The following is a 21155-nucleotide window of genomic DNA, read 5'->3' on the forward strand; positions in this document are numbered from 1 at the left end:
TTTGCTAATCATTCGTATGAGTTAACAAGTATATAATTCAATATCTTATAAAAATCAATAGTAAGTAACATTACTATTGACATGTGTGAGCTAAATTATTTTTTTAAATTCGTAGTTTTACTCCGCTAATTTCATTTGAAACCAGTTATCTAGAGCATCAATTTGAATAAAATTAATATCAACCTGTATAGGAGGGTTTCTAAACCACCAATATGTATTTATAGAAATATATAAATTTAATATTTGAGGTGAATGTTGACATGAACTTTCAGGCCATTTTAGTAAACCACGAACATATTCTAAATTGTTTTCTAAATATTCAGCTCTTTTTTGAATTTTGCTAATATGACTTTGTCTAGTACCTTCACCCAAAAATACAGTATTTCTTAACCTTTTCATGTCTTTTAGACAATAATAAGGTTTGTTGTACTTACACTCTAAATTGATCCAAATATTTTTTTCTGGAATATAAGCTAACACATCAAAATCGCCAATATCAGGGACATCCTCTTTAAGAAAACGCTTTCTTAAATCAATCCCTCTCTCAGTGAGTTTGATAAATCTTTTTGTAACCTCTCCCGCACGGACCTCAAGTTCCTTTTCTACGCCTTCTTTTAATTTACGAACATAGCTATTAACCGACTTCCAATTAAAATCAGCAGGTAAATAACCGTTGGCAATATGGTTAAACCATATAGTTAAACTACGGTGGCAAGCAGCAGGCCCCCAAATTAAATTACCATCTGCTAATTCAATAATAGGTCTAATATTTAATCTATGCTCACGCTTGTTATGATCAGATACAGGCACATCAAACTCTAGAGTATCTTTACCTAATAAACGTTTAACTTTAGAGCCATCTAGTATCAGGAAGCTTAAAATTTTTCTAATCTCATCCAAATTAGTATCAACAAGTATTTCATTACATTTATTTTCAATATTTTCTAAATTATCTTGATAAATAGGTTGCGGTGCAATTTTAGTGTAACTAGCCCAATTAGAAAGTATATCAAGTATTGTTAAAAGTTGAGAAAACTTAAAGCTAAGGTCTGTTTGGAAGACCTTATCTATTGGATCAAAATTCCCATCAAACAATGAAGACGTGACCTCATCCTCAGAACTGATACCTTCGCGAGATAGATGGTAATTTGCTTGCTCATTCGTAAATTCTACTTCTGCATCTTTACGAGTAGGATTATAGAAAATTTCTGGAATATACTCAGAATCTATATTTAACCCCCCCACTTCAATATCATTATGAAGAGTATCACTAGCTTCATATAAGACCAATAACCAATCAATATGTGCAATTAAATATAAAGCAGAATCTTCTGAAAACCATTTATTATTTTTATTCTCAGAGGATTTTATTGCTTCTATTAAATATCGGTAATTTTTTGAATTCCTTATAAAATTATTTTTAATCTCTGTAAATCTTTCTTCTCTATTGTAAGTGACTTCATGTTGTAAACTCAGCTTTAATCTAGTATTTTGGATATAATTTTCCGATATATAGGCATCATGATTCACAAGGGAAAATTTTAGTAACAAATCATGATCAATATTATGGATTTTGTAATAAATTATATCTTTATATTGATTAGAAATTTCGTTGATAATTTCTTTGGCTTCAGTTAACTCATATCTTCCTGGTTCAATATTATTACTTTTAAACAATAATGCTAATTGCTTCCTTGCATGCAGATATTGTGTACTAGTAGGTTCTATTGGTTTACTATTATGTGAGTCAAAAGGTTGAGTTTCATGAGTTAATTGAACTCTTTTTGGCCATTTTCTAGTCTCATTTAGTTCATTTATAATCTTAGACTCAATGCTATTTTTAGTTATATCTACAATCTTTGCTAATACTTCTATAAGAATTTCTACTTGGGCATTTGCTCCCGATGAACTTTTTAATAAATAACAAAAAGCTTTTAAGTTTATAAATAATCCAATATCTAATAAACCTTGTTCATCATGTTTTCTGTATTTTAAAAGGTTTGCACTAGTAATAATCTCTTGCTTGATAAGTGGTGACCTTTCCTCTAACTCTAGATAGCTTTGTGGATCTGGTAAGATATGGAAAGTAATTCTACTAAAATTAATTAAAAAACTATCTTTAAGTTGATCTTTTCTCTGGGAGAATGCATCACATAAACACTCTAAAAATAACTCATTAATATGAGCACTTTTTTCTCGTTGTTCTTTAATCAGAGTTTTAAAATCACTATAACAATGAACACTACAAGTTAAGATTTCCGTAGACCAAGACATAGCAGCGTAATTTTTTGCGTATAGTTTTATATTGCCCTCATATTCACTTTTAAACTCCCATTTTTTCAAATTTGTTGGAGTATTTTTAGGGATATGTAGCCAATAATTTTTTAAATAATCAAATCTACCATTAGATCCAGTATGAGGATCTAGCATCACATTGTGATATGTAATAGCCCCCTGTTCTAATACTGAATGAGTATTTCTAAATGCAAAAAATCTATCGTTAAGACTACTAAATCCAAACACCTTTTTTTTATTTTGTTTATCAAATTCAATGAATTGTAAAAACTCTTCATCAGTGCTAAGGGAATCAAAAACTGTACAGAAAGTAGCTAGATCAAATACCATCGAATGAGGTTGGCTATCAAAACCTATAAAACCATTCACTGTAGATACGTTATTTGAAACAGCGACTATATGGATATTCTTAAATTTAGGTTGAACTTTTTTGGAGTTTTCAATCTTCATTCCAAATGTATTTTCAGTAGATATCAAATGCCATTCAGCAGATTCAATATATCTCTGAATATTTATTTCAAGCAATATTAAACTTTTTGGGCTTTCTCTATCAAAAGTAGTAAAGAAAATTATTTTTTCACCAAAATTCCAAACTGAAAAAAACTCATGATCTAAGACTGGTGGATTTTTAGTTGGATTTCCTATCTTAAATATAAAAGGAAAGTTGCTTTTAAAACGTAAATTAATATATGACTTTAGCTGTTCATTCAGTGTTGATAAATCGCAAGGAGTATCATAGTGATCAATAATTACACCTGGCATTTGTCTAATTGATAATGGGAGAAAAATCTCATTTTTTTTAATAAAGTTAAATGGTAATGCTTTACCTTGCGTAAAAGCATCAAAAAAAGCATAATTACTATTAAACTGATTAATATTATTTAAAGAGCATACTAAATTTGAGTCGATATCATATTCTGAGGAATTAATATGTGTATTGATCTCAGAAATAATCTTTCTGCTTTCAATCCAAAATTTTTCATCAGGTAAGTGAATAGTGCCAGGTCTAAGTTTCACAGATTCATCAAAATTATTTGAGCTTATAGAATTGATGAGATAGTTTTGTAATTTTAGCGACTGTTCTAATTGTAATAACGCATTGGTATCTGTGGAATGTGAAAGTCTAAAAGCATCTATAAAATCAGTGATTCTCTCAACGGCTCCACCATAGAGTATTTTGTATTGCTTATCATCCCATTGGTATTTAATTTCTCCCCAGTCTATTTCTGGAATAAAATCCTCTACCATAGGGTTGTTAGGCAGTAAATTATATAAATTTCCAATTAAAACCTTGAAATCATTATAATTAGATATTTGATCATTCTGATTAAAGTCTTGCTCTTCAAGGGAGATACAACAATACATTGCTAAACAATGTTTGAACATGCTTGATATATTTGGTAACCAAAGATCAGAAATGTTTAGAGATTGATAGATATCATTAAAAGAGTATCTTCGAAATAGTGAGCAGATATTACCCGTAAGTGCCAAAAACTCTGAATCTTCTTTATTTGTTTCTAAGGTGGAGTTTTCAAAATCATAATTCCCCAAATTAAAAAGATTTTGAAATGATCCCATATCAAACATTTTTTCTATTGAATCAATATTTTCTGGAAAATTTAATGTGCTTTGTGCTTGTTGTTTTGCTAGCTGTCTTTCTTTTTTTAAGCGCGATTTTTTACCCATATGAATTCATCCGATTTTGATTAGCTTACAAAATACTGAGATTAAAAGTTAAACTAAGTAACTATTTTTGTTTAATTTATCATCAAACCTAGTATTTATAAATAAAAGAATCTGTTTTGAAGTATGAGAGTAGTTTAAATTTCTCAATAGGTAAAACAGTCAAAACCCTAGATATATTAAGGTTTAGAAAAGAATGAAAATTAATTTAGAATAATGGTTGCTAATCGACTCCTCCATCCTTGGATTGTCCACCTCCCCTAAAATAAGACAGCTATAATTATATTTTCTACCCTAACCATTGCAGAGGTCATGATGAAAAAAGCCCGTTTTACTGGTTAATATTTTAAAACTCGCTGATTCAGGTATGAAAATGGAAGATATTTGTCGCCATAACGTCACTGATTATAATTGGAAATAAAAGTATGGTGGCATGGAAGCTAATGATGTTAAACAATTAAAAGAGCTTGAAGATGAAAACGCGAAACTGAAAAATCTCTTTGCGGAAGTTAGCCTTAAAAATCACGCGATGAAAGAGCTTTTCGCAAAAAAGAGTTGGTAGTGGCTGAAAAGAAATCCTGTGCTCGGTCATTAAAAGCAGCGGGTTTATCAGTCATTAAAGCATGTAAACTCACATCGCTACCTCATGCTTCGTTTTATCGAAAAACTCAAAATTGGCGCGAGAAAGATAAAATCGTCATCGATGCCATACAATCCGTTTTAACGAAATCGCCACAATCAGGATTCTGGAAATGCTATTTCCGACTGAGATTTCAAAGTTATCCTTTTAATCATAAACGAGTTTACTGTGTTTATTGTCGATTAGGATTGGATCTGAAATGACGGGTTAAAAAAGTGCTTCCGATGTATGAAAAAAGACCATTAGTGATTGAAAAAGTCCCAAATATTCAATGGGCATTGGATTTTATGCACGACGGTTTATATTGCGGCAAATGCATCAGGACCCTCAACATTATTGATGAAGGAACGCGTGAATGCCTAGTGATCGAAGTTGATGCGTCCTTACCGGCTGAACGTGTCATTAGGGTGCTTGACCGTTTAACAAACAAAATAGGATTACCAAAACAACTTCGAGTCGATAATGAACCTAAACTTACTTCAACTCATTGAATTATTGTGAAAATAACCAAATTTCGCTGTGCCATATTCAACCAGGAAAACCGCAGCAAAATGGGTTTATCGAACGTTTTAATGGCTCGCTCCGTCGTGAATTTTTAAATGCGTATTTATTTGAATCGCTAAGCCAAGTTTGAGAGTTGGCGTGGTTTTGGCTGCAAGATTATAACCAAAATCGAACTAACGAAAGTTTAAATCACCTCCCACCGGAGGCCTATAGTAAACAGTTAGAAAACTCTAAGTTAGTGTGTCTCAATTAAAGGGGAGTGGACAAGTGATTTCAATTTTTTGATCAAGATCTAAAGGATATTGCTCTCTGATATCCGTCGTGGTAGGGTTTCATTCTAATAATAAAAATGCAGCTAATTCTAAATCTGAAGTAGATGATACGTTCTTTGTGATTTGTGACCATATATACGCGATGAAATCTCCCATCAGAGCTAACGTCTCTAATCGTGATCCATTGTTTATAGCTAAGCCCGAAACTTTGTCTACGGCCTTCATTTTTGTATTTTTAAATTTTTAAATTTGTTTTATACGAATCTTTTGAATCAGGTATTAAAAAATCCACACAGCCATGCTTTTCTAGAGCATATCTTATGTGGATTTTTTGAGCAATTCAGTCTTATACTTTATTACTCTCATACAGCTGGTGTGGGCGGACAAAATAGTTGGGAACTGGGAGGGGTGGAAATGGAGTTTTTAAGGATTATTTAGGGAAGAGTGACAAAATAGATGGGAACTGGGTGTAGCGTCGTAAGCTAATACGAAAATTAAAAATGACAAAATAGTTTGGAACTAGATTTCACTTATCTGGTTAACTAATCTAGCTAACCTGCCGCTCAGCTTAGTACGATCCTATATCCAACTGATCATAATCCTTTCATCAGTATCCCAAATTAAATCCCCCTCCTAGACTGCCTCACCAACACTTTACAGTGATCCCGTATTTCCGGACAGGTGATTGATTTTTTTCGCTTGTACAGGTGTTAAGCCACAGTTATCTTGATGTGGACATTATGCATTGTAATAGCCCATTAACATGCGCTAAGAGCATAAATTAATATACAGTAACAAGCATTACGAGGTGCTAATGTTTGGAAAGCAGCCTCTTCCAACTACAATAATAAGTTAACTATCCTCCACCCACAAATAATTACAAATGACCCCTTTCCGCTATAACTCCGATCTCACCAGCGGCTCGCTACAAACCCGAGAGTGTCGCATTATTACTGGCTTGTTACTCCAAGAGCTTGATGAAGCTGCCTGGGATAAAGCCATGTATAAGGAAAATGTGCTTCAGAAACGCACGCAATCTACGGTAAGACGTATTTCTTCAGCGCTTAGAAAACGCCTAGAACACCTAAGCTCTGACTTTTGGGCTTTTGCGTTTTTATGTTAGGCATTGTCTGGCAACTGGAGGAAGTGTAATGACCATGAATGGTCACTGTGATTGACAGTATCTTGCTTAAACTTATCTGAACAATGGTAGAACTGGCTCATATTTATCCCCTCTATGATTGTTTATCTTTTTCACCATAAAAAGTATCAGGGGCTACTCAGGGCTACATAAAGATATTTATCTACTTTTACTGATTGATAAGTAGCATCAGTCCATCCGCAGGACTGGTGGTGCCGGCAAAATGCTGACCCAACACATGCGTATAGATTTGCGTGGTCTTAACATCGTTATGCCCTAAGAGTTCTTGCACAGTGCGAATATCACGCCCCGCTTGTAATAGATGCGTAGCAAACGAGTGACGAAATGTATGACAAGTGACACGCTTGCTAACGATGCCTGCTTTTTGTACGGCTGCCTTCAATGCCTTTCGCGCAACGGAGTCATGCAGATGATGGCGGCATAATTTGCCGTTATACGGGTGGTTGCAGAGCGTGCTGGAGGGAAAGACAAACATCCACGCCGCTTGTCGATAAGCAGAAGGGTATTTGTGATCTAAAGCAAAAGGCAGCGATGGCCCTACGCCTTGTAAGTTGTCGTCTTGCTGAATAAGCCGCGCTTGCTCAATGAGTTATTTTATTGCTGGGATTAGGCGCGTGGGCAGTAGGCTGTTTCTGCTTTTCCCACCCTTACCGTCATGCACAGTGATGCAGCCATTATCAAAATCAAAATCTTTAACCCGCAAACGCAAGCATTCATTAATGCGCAAACCTGCACCATACAGCAGCGTAAAAATAACTTGGTTGCGAGTATCCATAACCTGCAAAATGCGTTGCACTTCATTTGCAGAGATAACAGAGGGTAGCCGTCTAGGCTTGCTTGCAGGGATATAATCAATATCGCCCAACGGCTGTTGTAAAAACCTGTTGTACAAAAAAGCTAGGGCATTTAAAGCGATTTTCTGCGTGTTTATGGCTACATGTCTGCTGTTTGCTAAGCTGGATAAAAACAGCCTGACCTCTTCACTGCCCATGGTCTGAGGATGACGTTTTTTGTGAAACAGAATAAAACGCTTAATCCAGTGCAGGTAAGTTTTTTCAGTTTTCAGCGCATAACCTTTTTGTCGCATATCCGTGCGTATAGAATTTAAAAATGGACTGTTAGACATAAAACGCTCCTTGTCTTGCAACTGTCTGCCTATACAGCCTATTCTAGCTGGGATTTAAAAAAGTGCCTGTTTTTTACGCCTAGAGATGCTTGTTTACCGGTAGAGTTTTAATTTAATGCTAAATAAATTAAAATGTTATGAGTTCTTTGGGTGAGATAATGTGCATCGTGCAAGCAGGATAGACGGCATGCACGATTTGTAATAACAGAGTGTCTTGTATTTTTAAAGAAAGTCTATTTAATACAAGTGATTATATTAATTAACGGTAAGCATCAGCGGGTGACAAAACGAGCATGCTTACTAATAAAATGTTGTGCGTAAGAATAAAACAAAAGCTGCGTATACCTTTCCGCAGAATCAGTGGCTTCAACAAAAGGATGTTTCAATGCTTCAGCAGAAAATGATCGAACGCTTCAAGGAAGCTTGCCATGAGGATGCACGAATAATCGCGGCGCTGATGTTCGGCTCATTTGCTATCGGAGAGGGTGACGAGTTCTCTGATATCGAATTTGCAGTGTTCATCCAGGATGATCATTTTGAAAATTTCGATCAGCGCTCGTGGCTTAATGCTGTAAGTCCGGTTGCAGCTTACTTTCCGGATGACTTCGGCCACCACACCGCGCTTTTTGAAAACGGCATTCGCGGTGAATTCCATTTCATGCGAAAATCGGACATACCGGTCATTTCCACTTGGCAAGGCTACGGGTGGTTTCCCTCGCTTGAGGAGGCTGTTTTGTTGGACCGATCAGGAGAGTTGTCAAGGTACGCGAGTGCTCTCGTGGGCAGTCCCCCGAAACGTGAAGGCGCGCCGCTGGTGGAAGGACTTGTATTGAACCTCATCAGCCTGATGCTCTTTGGGGCAAATCTTTTAAATCGGGGAGAGTATGCTCGCGCCTGGGCTTTGCTCAGCAAAGCACATGAAAACTTACTCAAGTTGGTTCGCCTCCATGAAGGGGCAACAGACCACTGGCCGACACCTTCACGCGCGCTCGAAAAGGATGTCTCGGAGGACTCGTATAATCGCTACCTGGCATGCACAGGCAGCGCGGAACCAAAAGCACTATGTGTAGCCTATCATGAAACGTGGAAGTGGAGTCTCGAATTGTTCAGGAGTGTGGCTGGACCTCTGAATATCGAGCTTCCGAGAATTGTAATTGCGCAGACAAAAAGGTTGCTAAATGAATCTGCGACGCCGCACAATAAAATGTTAACCTCTGAGGAAGAATTGTGAAACTATCACTAATGGTAGCTATATCGAAGAATGGAGTTATCGGGAATGGCCCTGATATTCCATGGAGTGCCAAAGGTGAACAGCTCCTGTTTAAAGCTATTACCTATAACCAATGGCTGTTGGTTGGACGCAAGACTTTTGAATCAATGGGAGCATTACCCAACCGAAAGTATGCGGTCGTAACACGTTCAAGTTTTACATCTGACAATGAGAACGTATTGATCTTTCCATCAATTAAAGATGCTTTAACCAACCTAAAGAAAATAACGGATCATGTCATTGTTTCAGGTGGTGGGGAGATATACAAAAGCCTGATCGATCAAGTAGATACACTACATATATCTACAATAGACATCGAGCCGGAAGGTGATGTTTACTTTCCTGAAATCCCCAGCAATTTTAGGCCAGTTTTTACCCAAGACTTCGCCTCTAACATAAATTATAGTTACCAAATCTGGCAAAAGGGTTAATAAAATGTTAAACATCATGAGGGAAGCGGTGATCGCCGAAGTATCGACTCAACTATCAGAGGTAGTTGGCGTCATCGAGCGCCATCTCGAACCGACGTTGCTGGCCGTACATTTGTACGGCTCCGCAGTGGATGGCGGCCTGAAGCCACACAGTGATATTGATTTGCTGGTTACGGTGACCGTAAGGCTTGATGAAACAACGCGGCGAGCTTTGATCAACGACCTTTTGGAAACTTCGGCTTCCCCTGGAGAGAGCGAGATTCTCCGCGCTGTAGAAGTCACCATTGTTGTGCACGACGACATCATTCCGTGGCGTTATCCAGCTAAGCGCGAACTGCAATTTGGAGAATGGCAGCGCAATGACATTCTTGCAGGTATCTTCGAGCCAGCCACGATCGACATTGATCTGGCTATCTTGCTGACAAAAGCAAGAGAACATAGCGTTGCCTTGGTAGGTCCAGCGGCGGAGGAACTCTTTGATCCGGTTCCTGAACAGGATCTATTTGAGGCGCTAAATGAAACCTTAACGCTATGGAACTCGCCGCCCGACTGGGCTGGCGATGAGCGAAATGTAGTGCTTACGTTGTCCCGCATTTGGTACAGCGCAGTAACCGGCAAAATCGCGCCGAAGGATGTCGCTGCCGACTGGGCAATGGAGCGCCTGCCGGCCCAGTATCAGCCCGTCATACTTGAAGCTAGACAGGCTTATCTTGGACAAGAAGAAGATCGCTTGGCCTCGCGCGCAGATCAGTTGGAAGAATTTGTCCACTACGTGAAAGGCGAGATCACCAAGGTAGTCGGCAAATAATGTCTAACAATTCGTTCAAGCCGACGCCGCTTCGCGGCGCGGCTTAACTCAAGCGTTAGATGCACTAAGCACATAATTGCTCACAGCCAAACTATCAGGTCAAGTCTGCTTTTATTATTTTTAAGCGTGCATAATAAGCCCTACACAAATTGGGAGATATATCATGAAAGGCTGGCTTTTTCTTGTTATCGCAATAGTTGGCGAAGTAATCGCAACATCCGCATTAAAATCTAGCGAGGGCTTTACTAAGCTTGCCCCTTCCGCCGTTGTCATAATCGGTTATGGCATCGCATTTTATTTTCTTTCTCTGGTTCTGAAATCCATCCCTGTCGGTGTTGCTTATGCAGTCTGGTCGGGACTCGGCGTCGTCATAATTACAGCCATTGCCTGGTTGCTTCATGGGCAAAAGCTTGATGCGTGGGGCTTTGTAGGTATGGGGCTCATAATTGCTGCCTTTTTGCTCGCCCGCTCCCCATCGTGGAAGTCGCTGCGGAGGCCGACGCCATGGTGACGGTGTTCGGCATTCTGAATCTCACCGAGGACTCCTTCTTCGATGAGAGCCGGCGGCTAGACCCCGCCGGCGCTGTCACCGCGGCGATCGAAATGCTGCGAGTCGGATCAGACGTCGTGGATGTCGGACCGGCCGCCAGCCATCCGGACGCGAGGCCTGTATCGCCGGCCGATGAGATCAGACGTATTGCGCCGCTCTTAGACGCCCTGTCCGATCAGATGCACCGTGTTTCAATCGACAGCTTCCAACCGGAAACCCAGCGCTATGCGCTCAAGCGCGGCGTGGGCTACCTGAACGATATCCAAGGATTTCCTGACCCTGCGCTCTATCCCGATATTGCTGAGGCGGACTGCAGGCTGGTGGTTATGCACTCAGCGCAGCGGGATGGCATCGCCACCCGCACCGGTCACCTTCGACCCGAAGACGCGCTCGACGAGATTGTGCGGTTCTTCGAGGCGCGGGTTTCCGCCTTGCGACGGAGCGGGGTCGCTGCCGACCGGCTCATCCTCGATCCGGGGATGGGATTTTTCTTGAGCCCCGCACCGGAAACATCGCTGCACGTGCTGTCGAACCTTCAAAAGCTGAAGTCGGCGTTGGGGCTTCCGCTATTGGTCTCGGTGTCGCGGAAATCCTTCTTGGGCGCCACCGTTGGCCTTCCTGTAAAGGATCTGGGTCCAGCGAGCCTTGCGGCGGAACTTCACGCGATCGGCAATGGCGCTGACTACGTCCGCACCCACGCGCCTGGAGATCTGCGAAGCGCAATCACCTTCTCGGAAACCCTCGCGAAATTTCGCAGTCGCGACGCCAGAGACCGAGGGTTAGATCATGCCTAGCATTCACCTTCCGGCCGCCCGCTAGCGGACCCTGGTCAGGTTCCGCGAAGGTGGGCGCAGACATGCTGGGCTCGTCAGGATCAAACTGCACTATGAGGCGGCGGTTCATACCGCGCCAGGGGAGCGAATGGACAGCGAGGAGCCTCCGAACGTTCGGGTCGCCTGCTCGGGTGATATCGACGAGGTTGTGCGGCTGATGCACGACGCTGCGGCGTGGATGTCCGCCAAGGGAACGCCCGCCTGGGACGTCGCGCGGATCGACCGGACATTCGCGGAGACCTTCGTCCTGAGATCCGAGCTCCTAGTCGCGAGTTGCAGCGACGGCATCGTCGGCTGTTGCACCTTGTCGGCCGAGGATCCCGAGTTCTGGCCCGACGCCCTCAAGGGGGAGGCCGCATATCTGCACAAGCTCGCGGTGCGACGGACACATGCGGGCCGGGGTGTCAGCTCCGCGCTGATCGAGGCTTGCCGCCATGCCGCGCGAACGCAGGGGTGCGCCAAGCTGCGGCTCGACTGCCACCCGAACCTGCGTGGCCTATACGAGCGGCTCGGATTCACCCACGTCGACACTTTCAATCCCGGCTGGGATCCAACCTTCATCGCAGAACGCCTAGAACTCGAAATCTAACGTCCGTTCGGGCATCGAGGTCCATGTCGGGGTGGGACGGGCCCGTGGCTTCAAGATCACTTGCAGTCCGACCGCGATGTCTTGGTTGCGCGAGAGGTTGTCGATATCTGTTGATTTGCACCCAAATTTGACCCGGGATTTGCATTGAATTTTGACCCACCCCTTGTTGTCAGAATTATGTCTCGATTTTCAGTTTGCGGGTCTGTTTTTCCTCCTGCTTATTCTGAGTTGAACTGTGTTTGAAGCGGTAACTTTCATTGCCGGTTTCCAGGATGTGGCAGTGGTGGGTTAGTCGGTCCAACAACGCTGTTGTCATCTTTTCATCGCCAAACACTCGGCTCCATTCCGAGAAGCTCAAGTTGGTGGTCAGTATCACGCTGGTTTTTTCGTACAGCTTTGAGAGCAGGTGAAACAGCAGTGCCCCACCGGTTTGGCTAAAAGGCAAATATCCCAGCTCATCCAGAATCACCAAATCGGCATACAACAGACGGTTTGCGATTTGTCCCTGACGCCCAGATGATTTCTCTTGCTCCAGTGCATTGACCAAATCCACGGTGGAGAAGAAACGCACCCGTCGGTTCAAGTGCATCACTGCTTGTGTACCAATGGCTGTGGCCAGGTGAGTCTTGCCTGTGCCTGGCCCACCAATCAGCACCACGTTCTGGGCTTGTTCCATGAAGTCGCACCGGTGCAATTGTTTGACCGTGGCCTCATTAACCAGGCTTTGACTGAAGTCAAAGCCCACGGCACTGTTGCAAAGTTAGCGATGAGGCAGCCTTTTGTCTTATTCAAAGGCCTTACATTTCAAAAACTCTGCTTACCAGGCGCATTTCGCCCAGGGGATCACCATAATAAAATGCTGAGGCCTGGCCTTTGCGTAGTGCACGCATCACCTCAATACCTTTGATGGTGGCGTAAGCCGTCTTCATGGATTTAAATCCCAGCGTGGCGCCGATTATCCGTTTCAGTTTGCCATGATCGCATTCAATCACGTTGTTCCGGTACTTAATCTGTCGGTGTTCAACGTCAGACGGGCACCGGCCTTCGCGTTTGAGCAGAGCAAGCGCGCGACCATAGGCGGGCGCTTTATCCGTGTTGATGAATCGCGGGATCTGCCACTTCTTCACGTTGTTGAGGATTTTACCCAGAAACCGGTATGCAGCTTTGCTGTTACGACGGGAGGAGAGATAAAAATCGACAGTGCGGCCCCGGCTGTCGACGGCCCGGTACAGATACGCCCAGCGGCCATTGACCTTCACGTAGGTTTCATCCATGTGCCACGGGCAAAGATCGGAAGGGTTACGCCAGTACCAGCGCAGCCGTTTTTCCATTTCAGGCGCATAACGCTGAACCCAGCGGTAAATCGTGGAGTGATCGACATTCACTCCGCGTTCAGCCAGCATCTCCTGCAGCTCACGGTAACTGATGCCGTATTTGCAGTACCAGCGTACGGCCCACAGAATGATGTCACGCTGAAAATGCCGGCCTTTGAATGGGTTCATGTGCAGCTCCATCAGCAAAAGGGGATGATAAGTTTATCACCACCGACTATTTGCAACAGTGCCTTCAAACCAGTGACAGCATTACTCATTCAATCTTGGAACTCATCAACAATATGTTGATTGATCTTCTGGCAACAATGGCCCGCCTAGACAATGAGAAACGTATAGAACGTATTAAGCAGGGCCTGGCACGTTCGGGTTACAAACCAACAGGCAAGAAGGCAAATGAGGCTAAACATAAACGAATAAAAGAATTGCTAGTAGTTGGCAATATGACTAAGGAAGAAATTGCCAAAGCAGTGAATTGTGGAGTTGCAACTGTCTATCGAGTTGCTAAAGTTATCTAAAAGAGGCTTATCTCAACGCGCCCCCAATGGGGCACCGCTGCATTCAGGTTACTTCACATAAGAAATTTTATGTTAAATGATTGTTAGAAATGCCCCTTGATCGAGGCATTTTCTATAAAGAATACTAAAAACTAATTAAAGCCAACCAAGTTTCAAAACAAGGCAGTTCTCAGCAATCATATTTTTAAATTATATAACTCCCAACTGAGCTTTTGCTCCAACGATAAGGCTTTCATTTTGAGTTTCTAAGGCAAATAAACCATACATCAAAGGAGAGGCCGCTGCTCTTTCTAAAGTCTGTTCATATAGTTTATTCCAAACTTTACCCCCTAGTTTTTCATACTCGATGATTAGAGTTTTGAGGCTTTCTTCTCCAAACAAAGTTACATGCCCAGCAAAATCAATCGCTGGGTCATCTATATGGGCTGTTGACCAATCAATAACGCCTGAAACAGCTCCATCCTTTGAAGCTAGTACATGCCCAGCATATAAATCGCCATGTATAAATTGGGTGAAATCTGCCCATAGAACATCATTATCCAACCATTTTCTGTAGCGGGTTTCCAATTGCTCACTTATACCAATTTCAGATTTTACTAACTGCAAATTGTTTGCTATTTCAGGTCTTAAATCTGAAGGTTTCATAATTTTCAAATCATTTTCCCGAACTTCTTTTTCAGGAATACTATGGATTTCAAATAAGGTTTTTGCCAAAGATGTTATGTATTTCGGGCTATCTTTGTCCATATTCCAAATTATTTCATAGGTTTCAGCATCCAAATTTAAAACAGGATTATCTTTAAGTATGGGATAAGCCACTAATTCTGTAGATGAAATTCTCCAATCAGGAACCTCTACAGAAAGATGTTTTTTTACCAATTCTAAAATGCGTTTTTCTTTCTTGATTTGTTCCCTCATGCCATCACGACGAGGAATACGCAGCAACCATTGTTGCCCCTTTGTATCAAGAGCAAAAACGACCTTAAAATCAATGCCCATTTCATTGAAATTCATTTTGTCCGTAAGCAACAAGCCGTGTGCTTCAGCAAGTGATTGAATATCTTGAATTGTCATTTTTAATTTCCTTTAAAGAGTTCAATAATTAATGTTCGGATTAGATTGGCTATCATTAACAATCTCTCTCAAAAGTCTTGATGATTTTGTGGTCTTTGATCTCGTAGATAATGTCAGCAATATTATCGACCAATTGCTTGTCATGAGATACGAAGATAATAGTTCCTGCATAGGACTTCATCATTGTTTCTAATGCGGCAATACTTTTTAGGTCAAGATAGTTTCCTGGTTCATCCATAAGCAAAATATTATATTTTCCTAAAAGCATTTTGGATAAAAGCAGTTTGATGATTTCACCTCCCGATAAGTCGGATAAGTTTTTTTGAATATCATTCGCTCCGATCCCCATTGAAGCCAATACTGCACGAATTTCCGCAACTGTGTACTCGCACTCTTCCTGCATAAAGGAGAGCACAGATTTATGCGTGTTAAATTTATATCCTGTTTGTGTAAAGTAGCCAATTTCAGCTTTTGGAGATATGGTTAATCCATCAGCACGTTCTGATATCATTTTTAACAAGGACGTTTTCCCTGTTCCATTCGATCCAGTTATAGCGACTTTAGCGCCAAGCGGTATTATAAAGTTAGCGTCATCAAAGATAGTACGGCTACCAAATTTTAAGCTCAGACCATCTGCCGTAATCGGGAACTTATTGTGCAGTTCTAGGGCTGAACTTTGACGAAAACGAATAGAACGCAAATGCTCTGGTGCTTGAATATCTTCTAATGCAGCCAAACGCTTTTCCATACTCTTAGCTGCCTGATACAGTTTTCTTTGCTTGGTGCCAGTCATTTTTGCATGCCCAAGTCGTCCAGCACTTTCGGTAGAGTTTTTGGATTTTTCTCCTTTTTTCTTATTGTCTAATCGATTAGCTTGCTGGCGTTTTTCTTGCACAGCAGATTCTAATCGCTCCCGTTCCTTCATCATCAGCTCATATTCTACGGCTTGGTGTTGTCGCTCTTCTTCTTTTTGACGCAAGTAATCCGAGTAACCACCCCAATATTCCGTAATTTTACCGTCTTTTAACTCCCATATCTTGTCTACAACCATATCAAGAAAATATCGGTCATGACTGATAACAAGTAATGCTCCATCAAATGCTTTAAGTTGACCAATAAGTAGATCTATTCCATTGAGATCAAGGTGGCTGGTTGGTTCATCCGCTAGAATGCCATGTACTTGTTGGGAAAATGCGGCAGCAATTTTTGCACGAGTTTCCTCTCCGCCACTCATTGTGTCGTTTTGTACATTGGAAACACCAAGGCGAGATAACATTGCCCGGTCTTCGACCGTTTCTATTTCGATTCCGCCCAGTTGGCTGATATGTGCAAAATCACCAAAACGCTGTAATGTCGCTTCGGCTAAAACAATTTCGCCATTAAGTACTTTGAGTAAACTACTCTTTCCTGCTCCGTTATCACCCACAAGACCAATACGGTCATAAGAGTGAATTTCCAATTCATCAATATCCAAAACATCACGCCCAGCATAATCCAAGCGTATGTTTCTCGCTTTAATAATTAAACTCATTTTTATTTACTCCTGTTTAGCTCTTGAAATTTTTTATGCAGCAAACAGGATTTAGGTGAAAACAAAAGCTAGCATCACAGTGTCCTCCCAAAAAAAAAGCTATTCATCCACAGGGTGGACAAATAGCTAGTCAATTAAGTTATAACTGGAAACTATGCACTAAAAGCATACTTATAAATTAAGCATACTTTTACTTTATATATCCGCATATATTCTTAAAGACACAACAAAAGCCCACCATTATAAAATAGTGTCACTATGCAAATAGTTGTGTCTTAACGAATGCGGATAGAATGCATAAACTTACCTAAAAAATAAAATTCAGTTTTATGATAACTTTACTGTTAAAAGAAGTCTAGACAACCTTGTTTTATGCTTGGATATAAGGCTTATTTTAGGCACTGTTGCAAAGTTAGCGATGAGGCAGCCTTTTGTCTTATTCAAAGGCCTTACATTTCAAAAACTCTGCTTACCAGGCGCATTTCGCCCAGGGGATCACCATAATAAAATGCTGAGGCCTGGCCTTTGCGTAGTGCACGCATCACCTCAATACCTTTGATGGTGGCGTAAGCCGTCTTCATGGATTTAAATCCCAGCGTGGCGCCGATTATCCGTTTCAGTTTGCCATGATCGCATTCAATCACGTTGTTCCGGTACTTAATCTGTCGGTGTTCAACGTCAGACGGGCACCGGCCTTCGCGTTTGAGCAGAGCAAGCGCGCGACCATAGGCGGGCGCTTTATCCGTGTTGATGAATCGCGGGATCTGCCACTTCTTCACGTTGTTGAGGATTTTACCCAGAAACCGGTATGCAGCTTTGCTGTTACGACGGGAGGAGAGATAAAAATCGACAGTGCGGCCCCGGCTGTCGACGGCCCGGTACAGATACGCCCAGCGGCCATTGACCTTCACGTAGGTTTCATCCATGTGCCACGGGCAAAGATCGGAAGGGTTACGCCAGTACCAGCGCAGCCGTTTTTCCATTTCAGGCGCATAACGCTGAACCCAGCGGTAAATCGTGGAGTGATCGACATTCACTCCGCGTTCAGCCAGCATCTCCTGCAGCTCACGGTAACTGATGCCGTATTTGCAGTACCAGCGTACGGCCCACAGAATGATGTCACGCTGAAAATGCCGGCCTTTGAATGGGTTCATGTGCAGCTCCATCAGCAAAAGGGGATGATAAGTTTATCACCACCGACTATTTGCAACAGTGCCGTTTACTCATATATACTTTAGATTGATTTAAAACTTCATTTTTAATTTAAAAGGATCTAGGTGAAGATCCTTTTTGATAATCTCATGACCAAAATCCCTTAACGTGAGTTTTCGTTCCACTGAGCGTCAGACCCCGAAAACGATTTAGGAGACACCGATGAACATCAACGATGCCCTCACCTCCATCCTGGCCTCAAAAAAATACCGCGCCCTTTGCCCGGATACCGTGCGGCGCATCCTGACTGAGGAATGGGGGCGGCATAAATCCCCCAAACAGACCGTAGAGGCTGCACGCACCCGGCTGCATGGAATTTGCGGGGCATATGTCACCCCGGAATCGCTCAAGGCTGCTGCCGCCGCGCTTTCTGCGGGCGATGTAAAAAAGGCATTGTCGCTGCATGCCTCCACCAAGGAGCGACTGGCCGAGCTGGATACCCTGTACGATTTTATCTTTTCAGCCGAAACTCCCCGCCGCGTGCTGGATATCGCCTGCGGTCTTAACCCCTTGGCGCTATACGAGCGCGGCATTGCATCCGTGTGGGGCTGTGATATCCACCAGGGATTGGGGGATGTCATCACCCCCTTTGCTAGGGAAAAAGATTGGGATTTTACCTTTGCCCTGCAGGATGTGCTGTGTGCGCCGCCCGCCGAAGCCGGCGACCTGGCGCTGATTTTTAAGCTTTTGCCCCTGCTGGAGCGGGAGCAGGCCGGTTCTGCCATGGCACTTTTACAATCCCTCAATACCCCGCGCATGGCTGTCAGCTTTCCCACGCGTAGTTTAGGCGGGCGTGGAAAAGGCATGGAGGCGAACTACGCCGCATGGTTCGAGGGCGGCTTGCCCGCCGAGTTTGAGATTGAGGATAAAAAGACCATCGGAACAGAACTTATATACTTGATAAAAAAGAATGGATAAGCCAATCAGAAGGCAAATCATCTAAAAAAGAGGAACGAAAAATATTTTTCGTTCCTCTTTTGTTCTATCGAACAAGCACACTACGACTGCTGTTTTTGAAGCAGCCTTTTATAGCTCAGCTCGATGCCCAACGCCCCCAGCGGCGCTGTAAGTATAATGGCAAGAACCGCCACCGCAAGTATGGTTTCCCCACTGCCAAGCCCCATCGCCAGCGGAATAGCGCCGATTGCAGCCTGCACCGTTGCCTTGGGCAGATAGGCAATCATGCAGAACAGGCGCTCCTTCCGGGATAGGTCTGTACCCAGCGTACTCATCCACACGCCCAGCATGCGAAACAGCAGCGCAGCTGTGATCAGCAGCATGCCGCGGGTATAGGAAGTATAAACCACCTTTTTGCTCCTCATCCGAAGTATCTTACCTGAAATTCCCTCACTCGTTTACCGCTCAAGCCCCAATTTTAACTGCCGGTCCAGCCTAAACCGCTCTAATAAGGTTCGATTTGGCGGTAAAATCTCTAGCCTGATAGCTCGAGAGATACAAACTGCCCCACCGCCCCGTTTAAAAGTTGGCAGTGTTGAGCAGTGTTGGATTTGGGGTCGTCAGTCAAAGAGACGACTCTGTGATGGATCGAACAGGCTGGGAGTCAGTGGCGGCGCTCGTTCTGGTGGCAGCTCACGCTGCTTGGCGGCATTCGCCTTGGCTGTTTTCTGTTTCAGATGCTTGAGAATCTGCTCAATGACCTTCGGATCTTCGATGCTGGCAATCACTTTGACGTGACCGCCGCAGTGTTCGCAGACTTCAATATCAATATTGAAGACTCGCTTGAGGCGTTGCATCCAGGTCATGGCGCGGTGGCGCTCTGCAGGACTCTTGTCACGCCAGTTAGTATCGAGACCTTCCGATTTGTCGGGCTTCTTGCCCCGCTTGGCGGGTGTTACTTGAACTCGGTGTTTGCTGTTCGGTGCAAAGACGCCGTGGAAGCGTGTGAGGTTGACTCGCGGCTTAGGTACCAACGCAGCGAGTTTGGCGATGAAGTCCAGCGGCTCGAAGATCACATGGGTGGTGCCATTGCGGTACGGAGTTTTGAGCTCGTAACGCACCTGCCCATTGGCGGTTAATGCCAGACGTTTTTCTGAAACCGCTGGCCGACTAATGTAGCGACACAAGCGCTCAAGCTTATCCCGCTGATGCGCTTCGGCCATCACACCGGCGTGTAGCGAGAAACCAGCATGGTTGGCTACTCGACTGCTTGAGTCGGCTTTATCCTCACGCCCTGGCAAGGTTTGCAGGGTGAAGACTTTGCGCCCTTGCTGGGGGCCGACGGCAATGCGATACGTAACCGAAGCACCATGTAATTGAGTCAGCGTATCGTCTTCGCCCTCTTCCAGTGTCAACCACGTATTCTCGGCATCACGCTCCAAAATCCCACGCTTTTCCATGCAGCGAGCGATGCGATGGCTGAGGGTGTGAGCGAGCGTATTCAGCTCATCGTAAGTGGGTGCCTTGACACGATGGAAGCGTTGCTTGCCATAGTCATCTTCGGCATAGACACCATCGAGAAACAGCATGTGGTAGTGGACATTGAGATTTAGCGCGGAGCCAAAGCGTTGGATAAGAGTCACTGAGCCAGTTTGTGCAGAGGCTTTGGTGTAACCGGCTTTTTTGATCAGATGAGTTGAGAGTGTACGATAGACGATACTCAAGACCTGGCCCATCAGCTGGGGATGGCGAGCCAGCAAAAAGCGTAGCTGGAAAGGAAAGCTGAGCACCCACTGGCGAATGGGCTCCTTGGGGAAGACTTCGTCTATCAGCAGCGCCGCACTCTCGGCCATCCGGCGGGCACCGCAGCTAGGGCAAAAGCCGCGTCGTTTACAGCTGAAGGCGACCAGACGCTCGTGATGACAATCCTCGCAGCGAACCCGCATGAAACCATACTCCAGACGGCCACATTGGAGGAGGTCGTTGAATTCTTGTTGGATGTAGCGAGGCAGGTGTTGACCTTGGGCTTCGAGTGAGGCTTTGAAGGCTGGGTAGTGCTGCTCAACCAGCTGGTAGAGCAGCGTCTGGTCAGGTTGGTGGCGTTCGTAACCGTTTGTTTGAGTGGGCGATTGACTCGCCGTGGCGTTCCTTGCCAGCGACATGGGTATCCTCCGCTGATACTGTGGTTATGTACAGTATCAGCGGCTTGCGTTCAGACGTCCAGTCTGGCCCTAGACATCGCTAAATGCTTAACCCGCAATAGCCCTCACGAGTTGTTATCAGCCACTACCGGTTGAGCGAGAAGGTTTTGGGTTCAGGGTGCTATTGCTCCACCAATCACAATACTGAAGCCCCAACTGTTATCAGTTGGGGCTTTTTCTTGTCTGTTTGCGGCGGTTGCGTTTTATCGGTAGTCGTCGAGCTCTGCA

At 43.6% G+C, this 21155-nt stretch carries 14 protein-coding genes and 5 pseudogenes; 10 read left to right on the plus strand and 9 right to left on the minus strand.

Annotation, left to right across the window (positions count from 1 at the left end):
- Positions 1 to 117 precede the first annotated feature (117 nt).
- Positions 118 to 3981, minus strand: coding sequence for a hypothetical protein (locus H0913_RS00160; RefSeq protein WP_181477764.1), 3864 nt, complete (start codon positions 3979 to 3981; stop codon positions 118 to 120).
- Between the two features lie 312 nt (positions 3982 to 4293).
- On the opposite strand from H0913_RS00160, the pseudogene H0913_RS00165 reads away from it, so the two are divergent.
- Positions 4294 to 5375, plus strand: a pseudogene (locus H0913_RS00165) (IS3 family transposase).
- 902 nt (positions 5376 to 6277) lie between these two features.
- Entirely contained in the window at positions 6278 to 6517 is a 240-nt protein-coding gene (locus H0913_RS00170) for a BrxA family protein (RefSeq protein WP_001353740.1), read from the plus strand.
- Positions 6518 to 6704: 187 nt separating this feature from the next.
- On the opposite strand, the pseudogene intI2 reads toward H0913_RS00170, so the two are convergent.
- Positions 6705 to 7682 (minus strand): annotated as a pseudogene (intI2, locus tag H0913_RS00175) (class 2 integron integrase IntI2).
- A 385-nt stretch (positions 7683 to 8067) separates the two neighbouring features.
- Between intI2 and lnu(F) the strand changes: the two are divergent.
- From lnu(F) to H0913_RS00205, 6 genes and pseudogenes are all read left to right on the plus strand, one after another.
- The gene (gene lnu(F), locus H0913_RS00180) at positions 8068 to 8913 is read left to right on the plus strand and encodes a lincosamide nucleotidyltransferase Lnu(F) (RefSeq protein WP_070342364.1); all 846 of its coding nucleotides are present in this window, start codon (positions 8068 to 8070) and stop codon (positions 8911 to 8913) included.
- Positions 8910 to 9383 (plus strand): trimethoprim-resistant dihydrofolate reductase DfrA1, encoded by a 474-nt coding sequence (gene dfrA1 / locus H0913_RS00185; protein WP_000777554.1) that lies wholly within the window; start codon positions 8910 to 8912, stop codon positions 9381 to 9383. Before lnu(F) ends, dfrA1 begins: the two co-directional genes overlap by 4 nt.
- A 16-nt stretch (positions 9384 to 9399) precedes the next feature.
- Positions 9400 to 10238 (plus strand): annotated as a pseudogene (gene aadA1 / locus H0913_RS00190) (ANT(3'')-Ia family aminoglycoside nucleotidyltransferase AadA1).
- Positions 10239 to 10354: 116 nt separating this feature from the next.
- Entirely contained in the window at positions 10355 to 10702 is a 348-nt protein-coding gene (locus H0913_RS00195; RefSeq protein ID WP_000679427.1) for a quaternary ammonium compound efflux SMR transporter QacE delta 1, read from the plus strand.
- Positions 10696 to 11535, plus strand: a complete 840-nt coding sequence (gene sul1 / locus H0913_RS00200; protein WP_000259031.1) for a sulfonamide-resistant dihydropteroate synthase Sul1 — start codon at positions 10696 to 10698, stop codon at positions 11533 to 11535. Before H0913_RS00195 ends, sul1 begins: the two co-directional genes overlap by 7 nt.
- A gap of 127 nt (positions 11536 to 11662) precedes the next feature.
- Complete coding sequence (locus H0913_RS00205; RefSeq protein WP_000376623.1) at positions 11663 to 12163, plus strand: GNAT family N-acetyltransferase; 501 nt, start codon at positions 11663 to 11665, stop codon at positions 12161 to 12163.
- Between the two features lie 175 nt (positions 12164 to 12338).
- Here H0913_RS00205 and istB read toward each other — a convergent pair.
- Positions 12339 to 12908, minus strand: a pseudogene (gene istB, locus H0913_RS00210) (IS21-like element IS1326 family helper ATPase IstB); the annotation flags it as partial.
- Between the two features lie 52 nt (positions 12909 to 12960).
- Entirely contained in the window at positions 12961 to 13665 is a 705-nt protein-coding gene (locus H0913_RS00215; RefSeq protein WP_001067855.1) for an IS6-like element IS26 family transposase, read from the minus strand.
- 56 nt (positions 13666 to 13721) lie between these two features.
- Between H0913_RS00215 and H0913_RS00220 the strand changes: the two are divergent.
- Positions 13722 to 14012: pseudogene (locus H0913_RS00220) on the plus strand (helix-turn-helix domain-containing protein); the annotation flags it as partial.
- A 189-nt stretch (positions 14013 to 14201) separates the two neighbouring features.
- On the opposite strand, the gene H0913_RS00225 reads toward H0913_RS00220, so the two are convergent.
- The 3 genes from H0913_RS00225 to H0913_RS00235 all read right to left on the minus strand — a co-directional run bounded on the left by H0913_RS00225 (position 14202) and on the right by H0913_RS00235 (position 17771).
- Positions 14202 to 15086 carry an Mph(E) family macrolide 2'-phosphotransferase gene (locus tag H0913_RS00225; protein ID WP_000155092.1) on the minus strand — a complete coding sequence of 295 codons (885 nt, stop codon included), beginning with the start codon at positions 15084 to 15086 and terminating at the stop codon, positions 14202 to 14204.
- Between the two features lie 55 nt (positions 15087 to 15141).
- Positions 15142 to 16617 (minus strand): ABC-F type ribosomal protection protein Msr(E), encoded by a 1476-nt coding sequence (gene msr(E), locus H0913_RS00230; RefSeq protein WP_000052512.1) that lies wholly within the window; start codon positions 16615 to 16617, stop codon positions 15142 to 15144.
- A gap of 449 nt (positions 16618 to 17066) precedes the next feature.
- On the minus strand, positions 17067 to 17771 hold the full coding sequence (locus H0913_RS00235) for an IS6-like element IS26 family transposase (RefSeq protein WP_001067855.1): 705 nt from the start codon (positions 17769 to 17771) through the stop codon (positions 17067 to 17069).
- A 220-nt stretch (positions 17772 to 17991) separates the two neighbouring features.
- Here H0913_RS00235 and H0913_RS00240 point away from each other — a divergent pair, with 220 nt between their 5' ends.
- The gene (locus tag H0913_RS00240) at positions 17992 to 18747 is read left to right on the plus strand and encodes a 16S rRNA (guanine(1405)-N(7))-methyltransferase RmtB1 (RefSeq protein ID WP_012372818.1); all 756 of its coding nucleotides are present in this window, start codon (positions 17992 to 17994) and stop codon (positions 18745 to 18747) included.
- 80 nt (positions 18748 to 18827) lie between these two features.
- Here H0913_RS00240 and H0913_RS00245 read toward each other — a convergent pair whose 3' ends face one another.
- Together H0913_RS00245 and H0913_RS00250 are read right to left on the minus strand one after the other, a co-directional pair.
- On the minus strand, positions 18828 to 19136 hold the full coding sequence (locus tag H0913_RS00245) for a hypothetical protein (RefSeq protein WP_181477765.1): 309 nt from the start codon (positions 19134 to 19136) through the stop codon (positions 18828 to 18830).
- Between the two features lie 210 nt (positions 19137 to 19346).
- Positions 19347 to 20888 carry an IS91-like element ISCR1 family transposase gene (locus H0913_RS00250; protein ID WP_000050481.1) on the minus strand — a complete coding sequence of 514 codons (1542 nt, stop codon included), beginning with the start codon at positions 20886 to 20888 and terminating at the stop codon, positions 19347 to 19349.
- Between the last annotated feature and the right edge of the window lie 267 nt (positions 20889 to 21155).

Origin of the sequence: Providencia rettgeri (assembly GCF_013702265.1) — a bacterium.
Lineage (GTDB): Bacteria > Pseudomonadota > Gammaproteobacteria > Enterobacterales > Enterobacteriaceae > Providencia > Providencia zhijiangensis.

Excerpts from the sequence above, each read along its gene's own strand:
- H0913_RS00250 (WP_000050481.1), bottom strand. The coding sequence starts at position 20,888 with ATGTCGCTGGCAAGGAACGCCACGGCGAGTCAATCGCCCACTCAAACA.
- H0913_RS00205 (WP_000376623.1), top strand. The coding sequence starts at position 11,663 with ATGGACAGCGAGGAGCCTCCGAACGTTCGGGTCGCCTGCTCGGGTGAT.
- H0913_RS00235 (WP_001067855.1), bottom strand. The coding sequence starts at position 17,771 with ATGAACCCATTCAAAGGCCGGCATTTTCAGCGTGACATCATTCTGTGG.
- H0913_RS00240 (WP_012372818.1), top strand. The coding sequence starts at position 17,992 with ATGAACATCAACGATGCCCTCACCTCCATCCTGGCCTCAAAAAAATAC.
- H0913_RS00195 (WP_000679427.1), top strand. The coding sequence starts at position 10,355 with ATGAAAGGCTGGCTTTTTCTTGTTATCGCAATAGTTGGCGAAGTAATC.
- H0913_RS00170 (WP_001353740.1), top strand. The coding sequence starts at position 6,278 with ATGACCCCTTTCCGCTATAACTCCGATCTCACCAGCGGCTCGCTACAA.
- H0913_RS00215 (WP_001067855.1), bottom strand. The coding sequence starts at position 13,665 with ATGAACCCATTCAAAGGCCGGCATTTTCAGCGTGACATCATTCTGTGG.
- sul1 (WP_000259031.1), top strand. The coding sequence starts at position 10,696 with ATGGTGACGGTGTTCGGCATTCTGAATCTCACCGAGGACTCCTTCTTC.
- H0913_RS00160 (WP_181477764.1), bottom strand. The coding sequence starts at position 3,981 with ATGGGTAAAAAATCGCGCTTAAAAAAAGAAAGACAGCTAGCAAAACAA.
- H0913_RS00225 (WP_000155092.1), bottom strand. The coding sequence starts at position 15,086 with ATGACAATTCAAGATATTCAATCACTTGCTGAAGCACACGGCTTGTTG.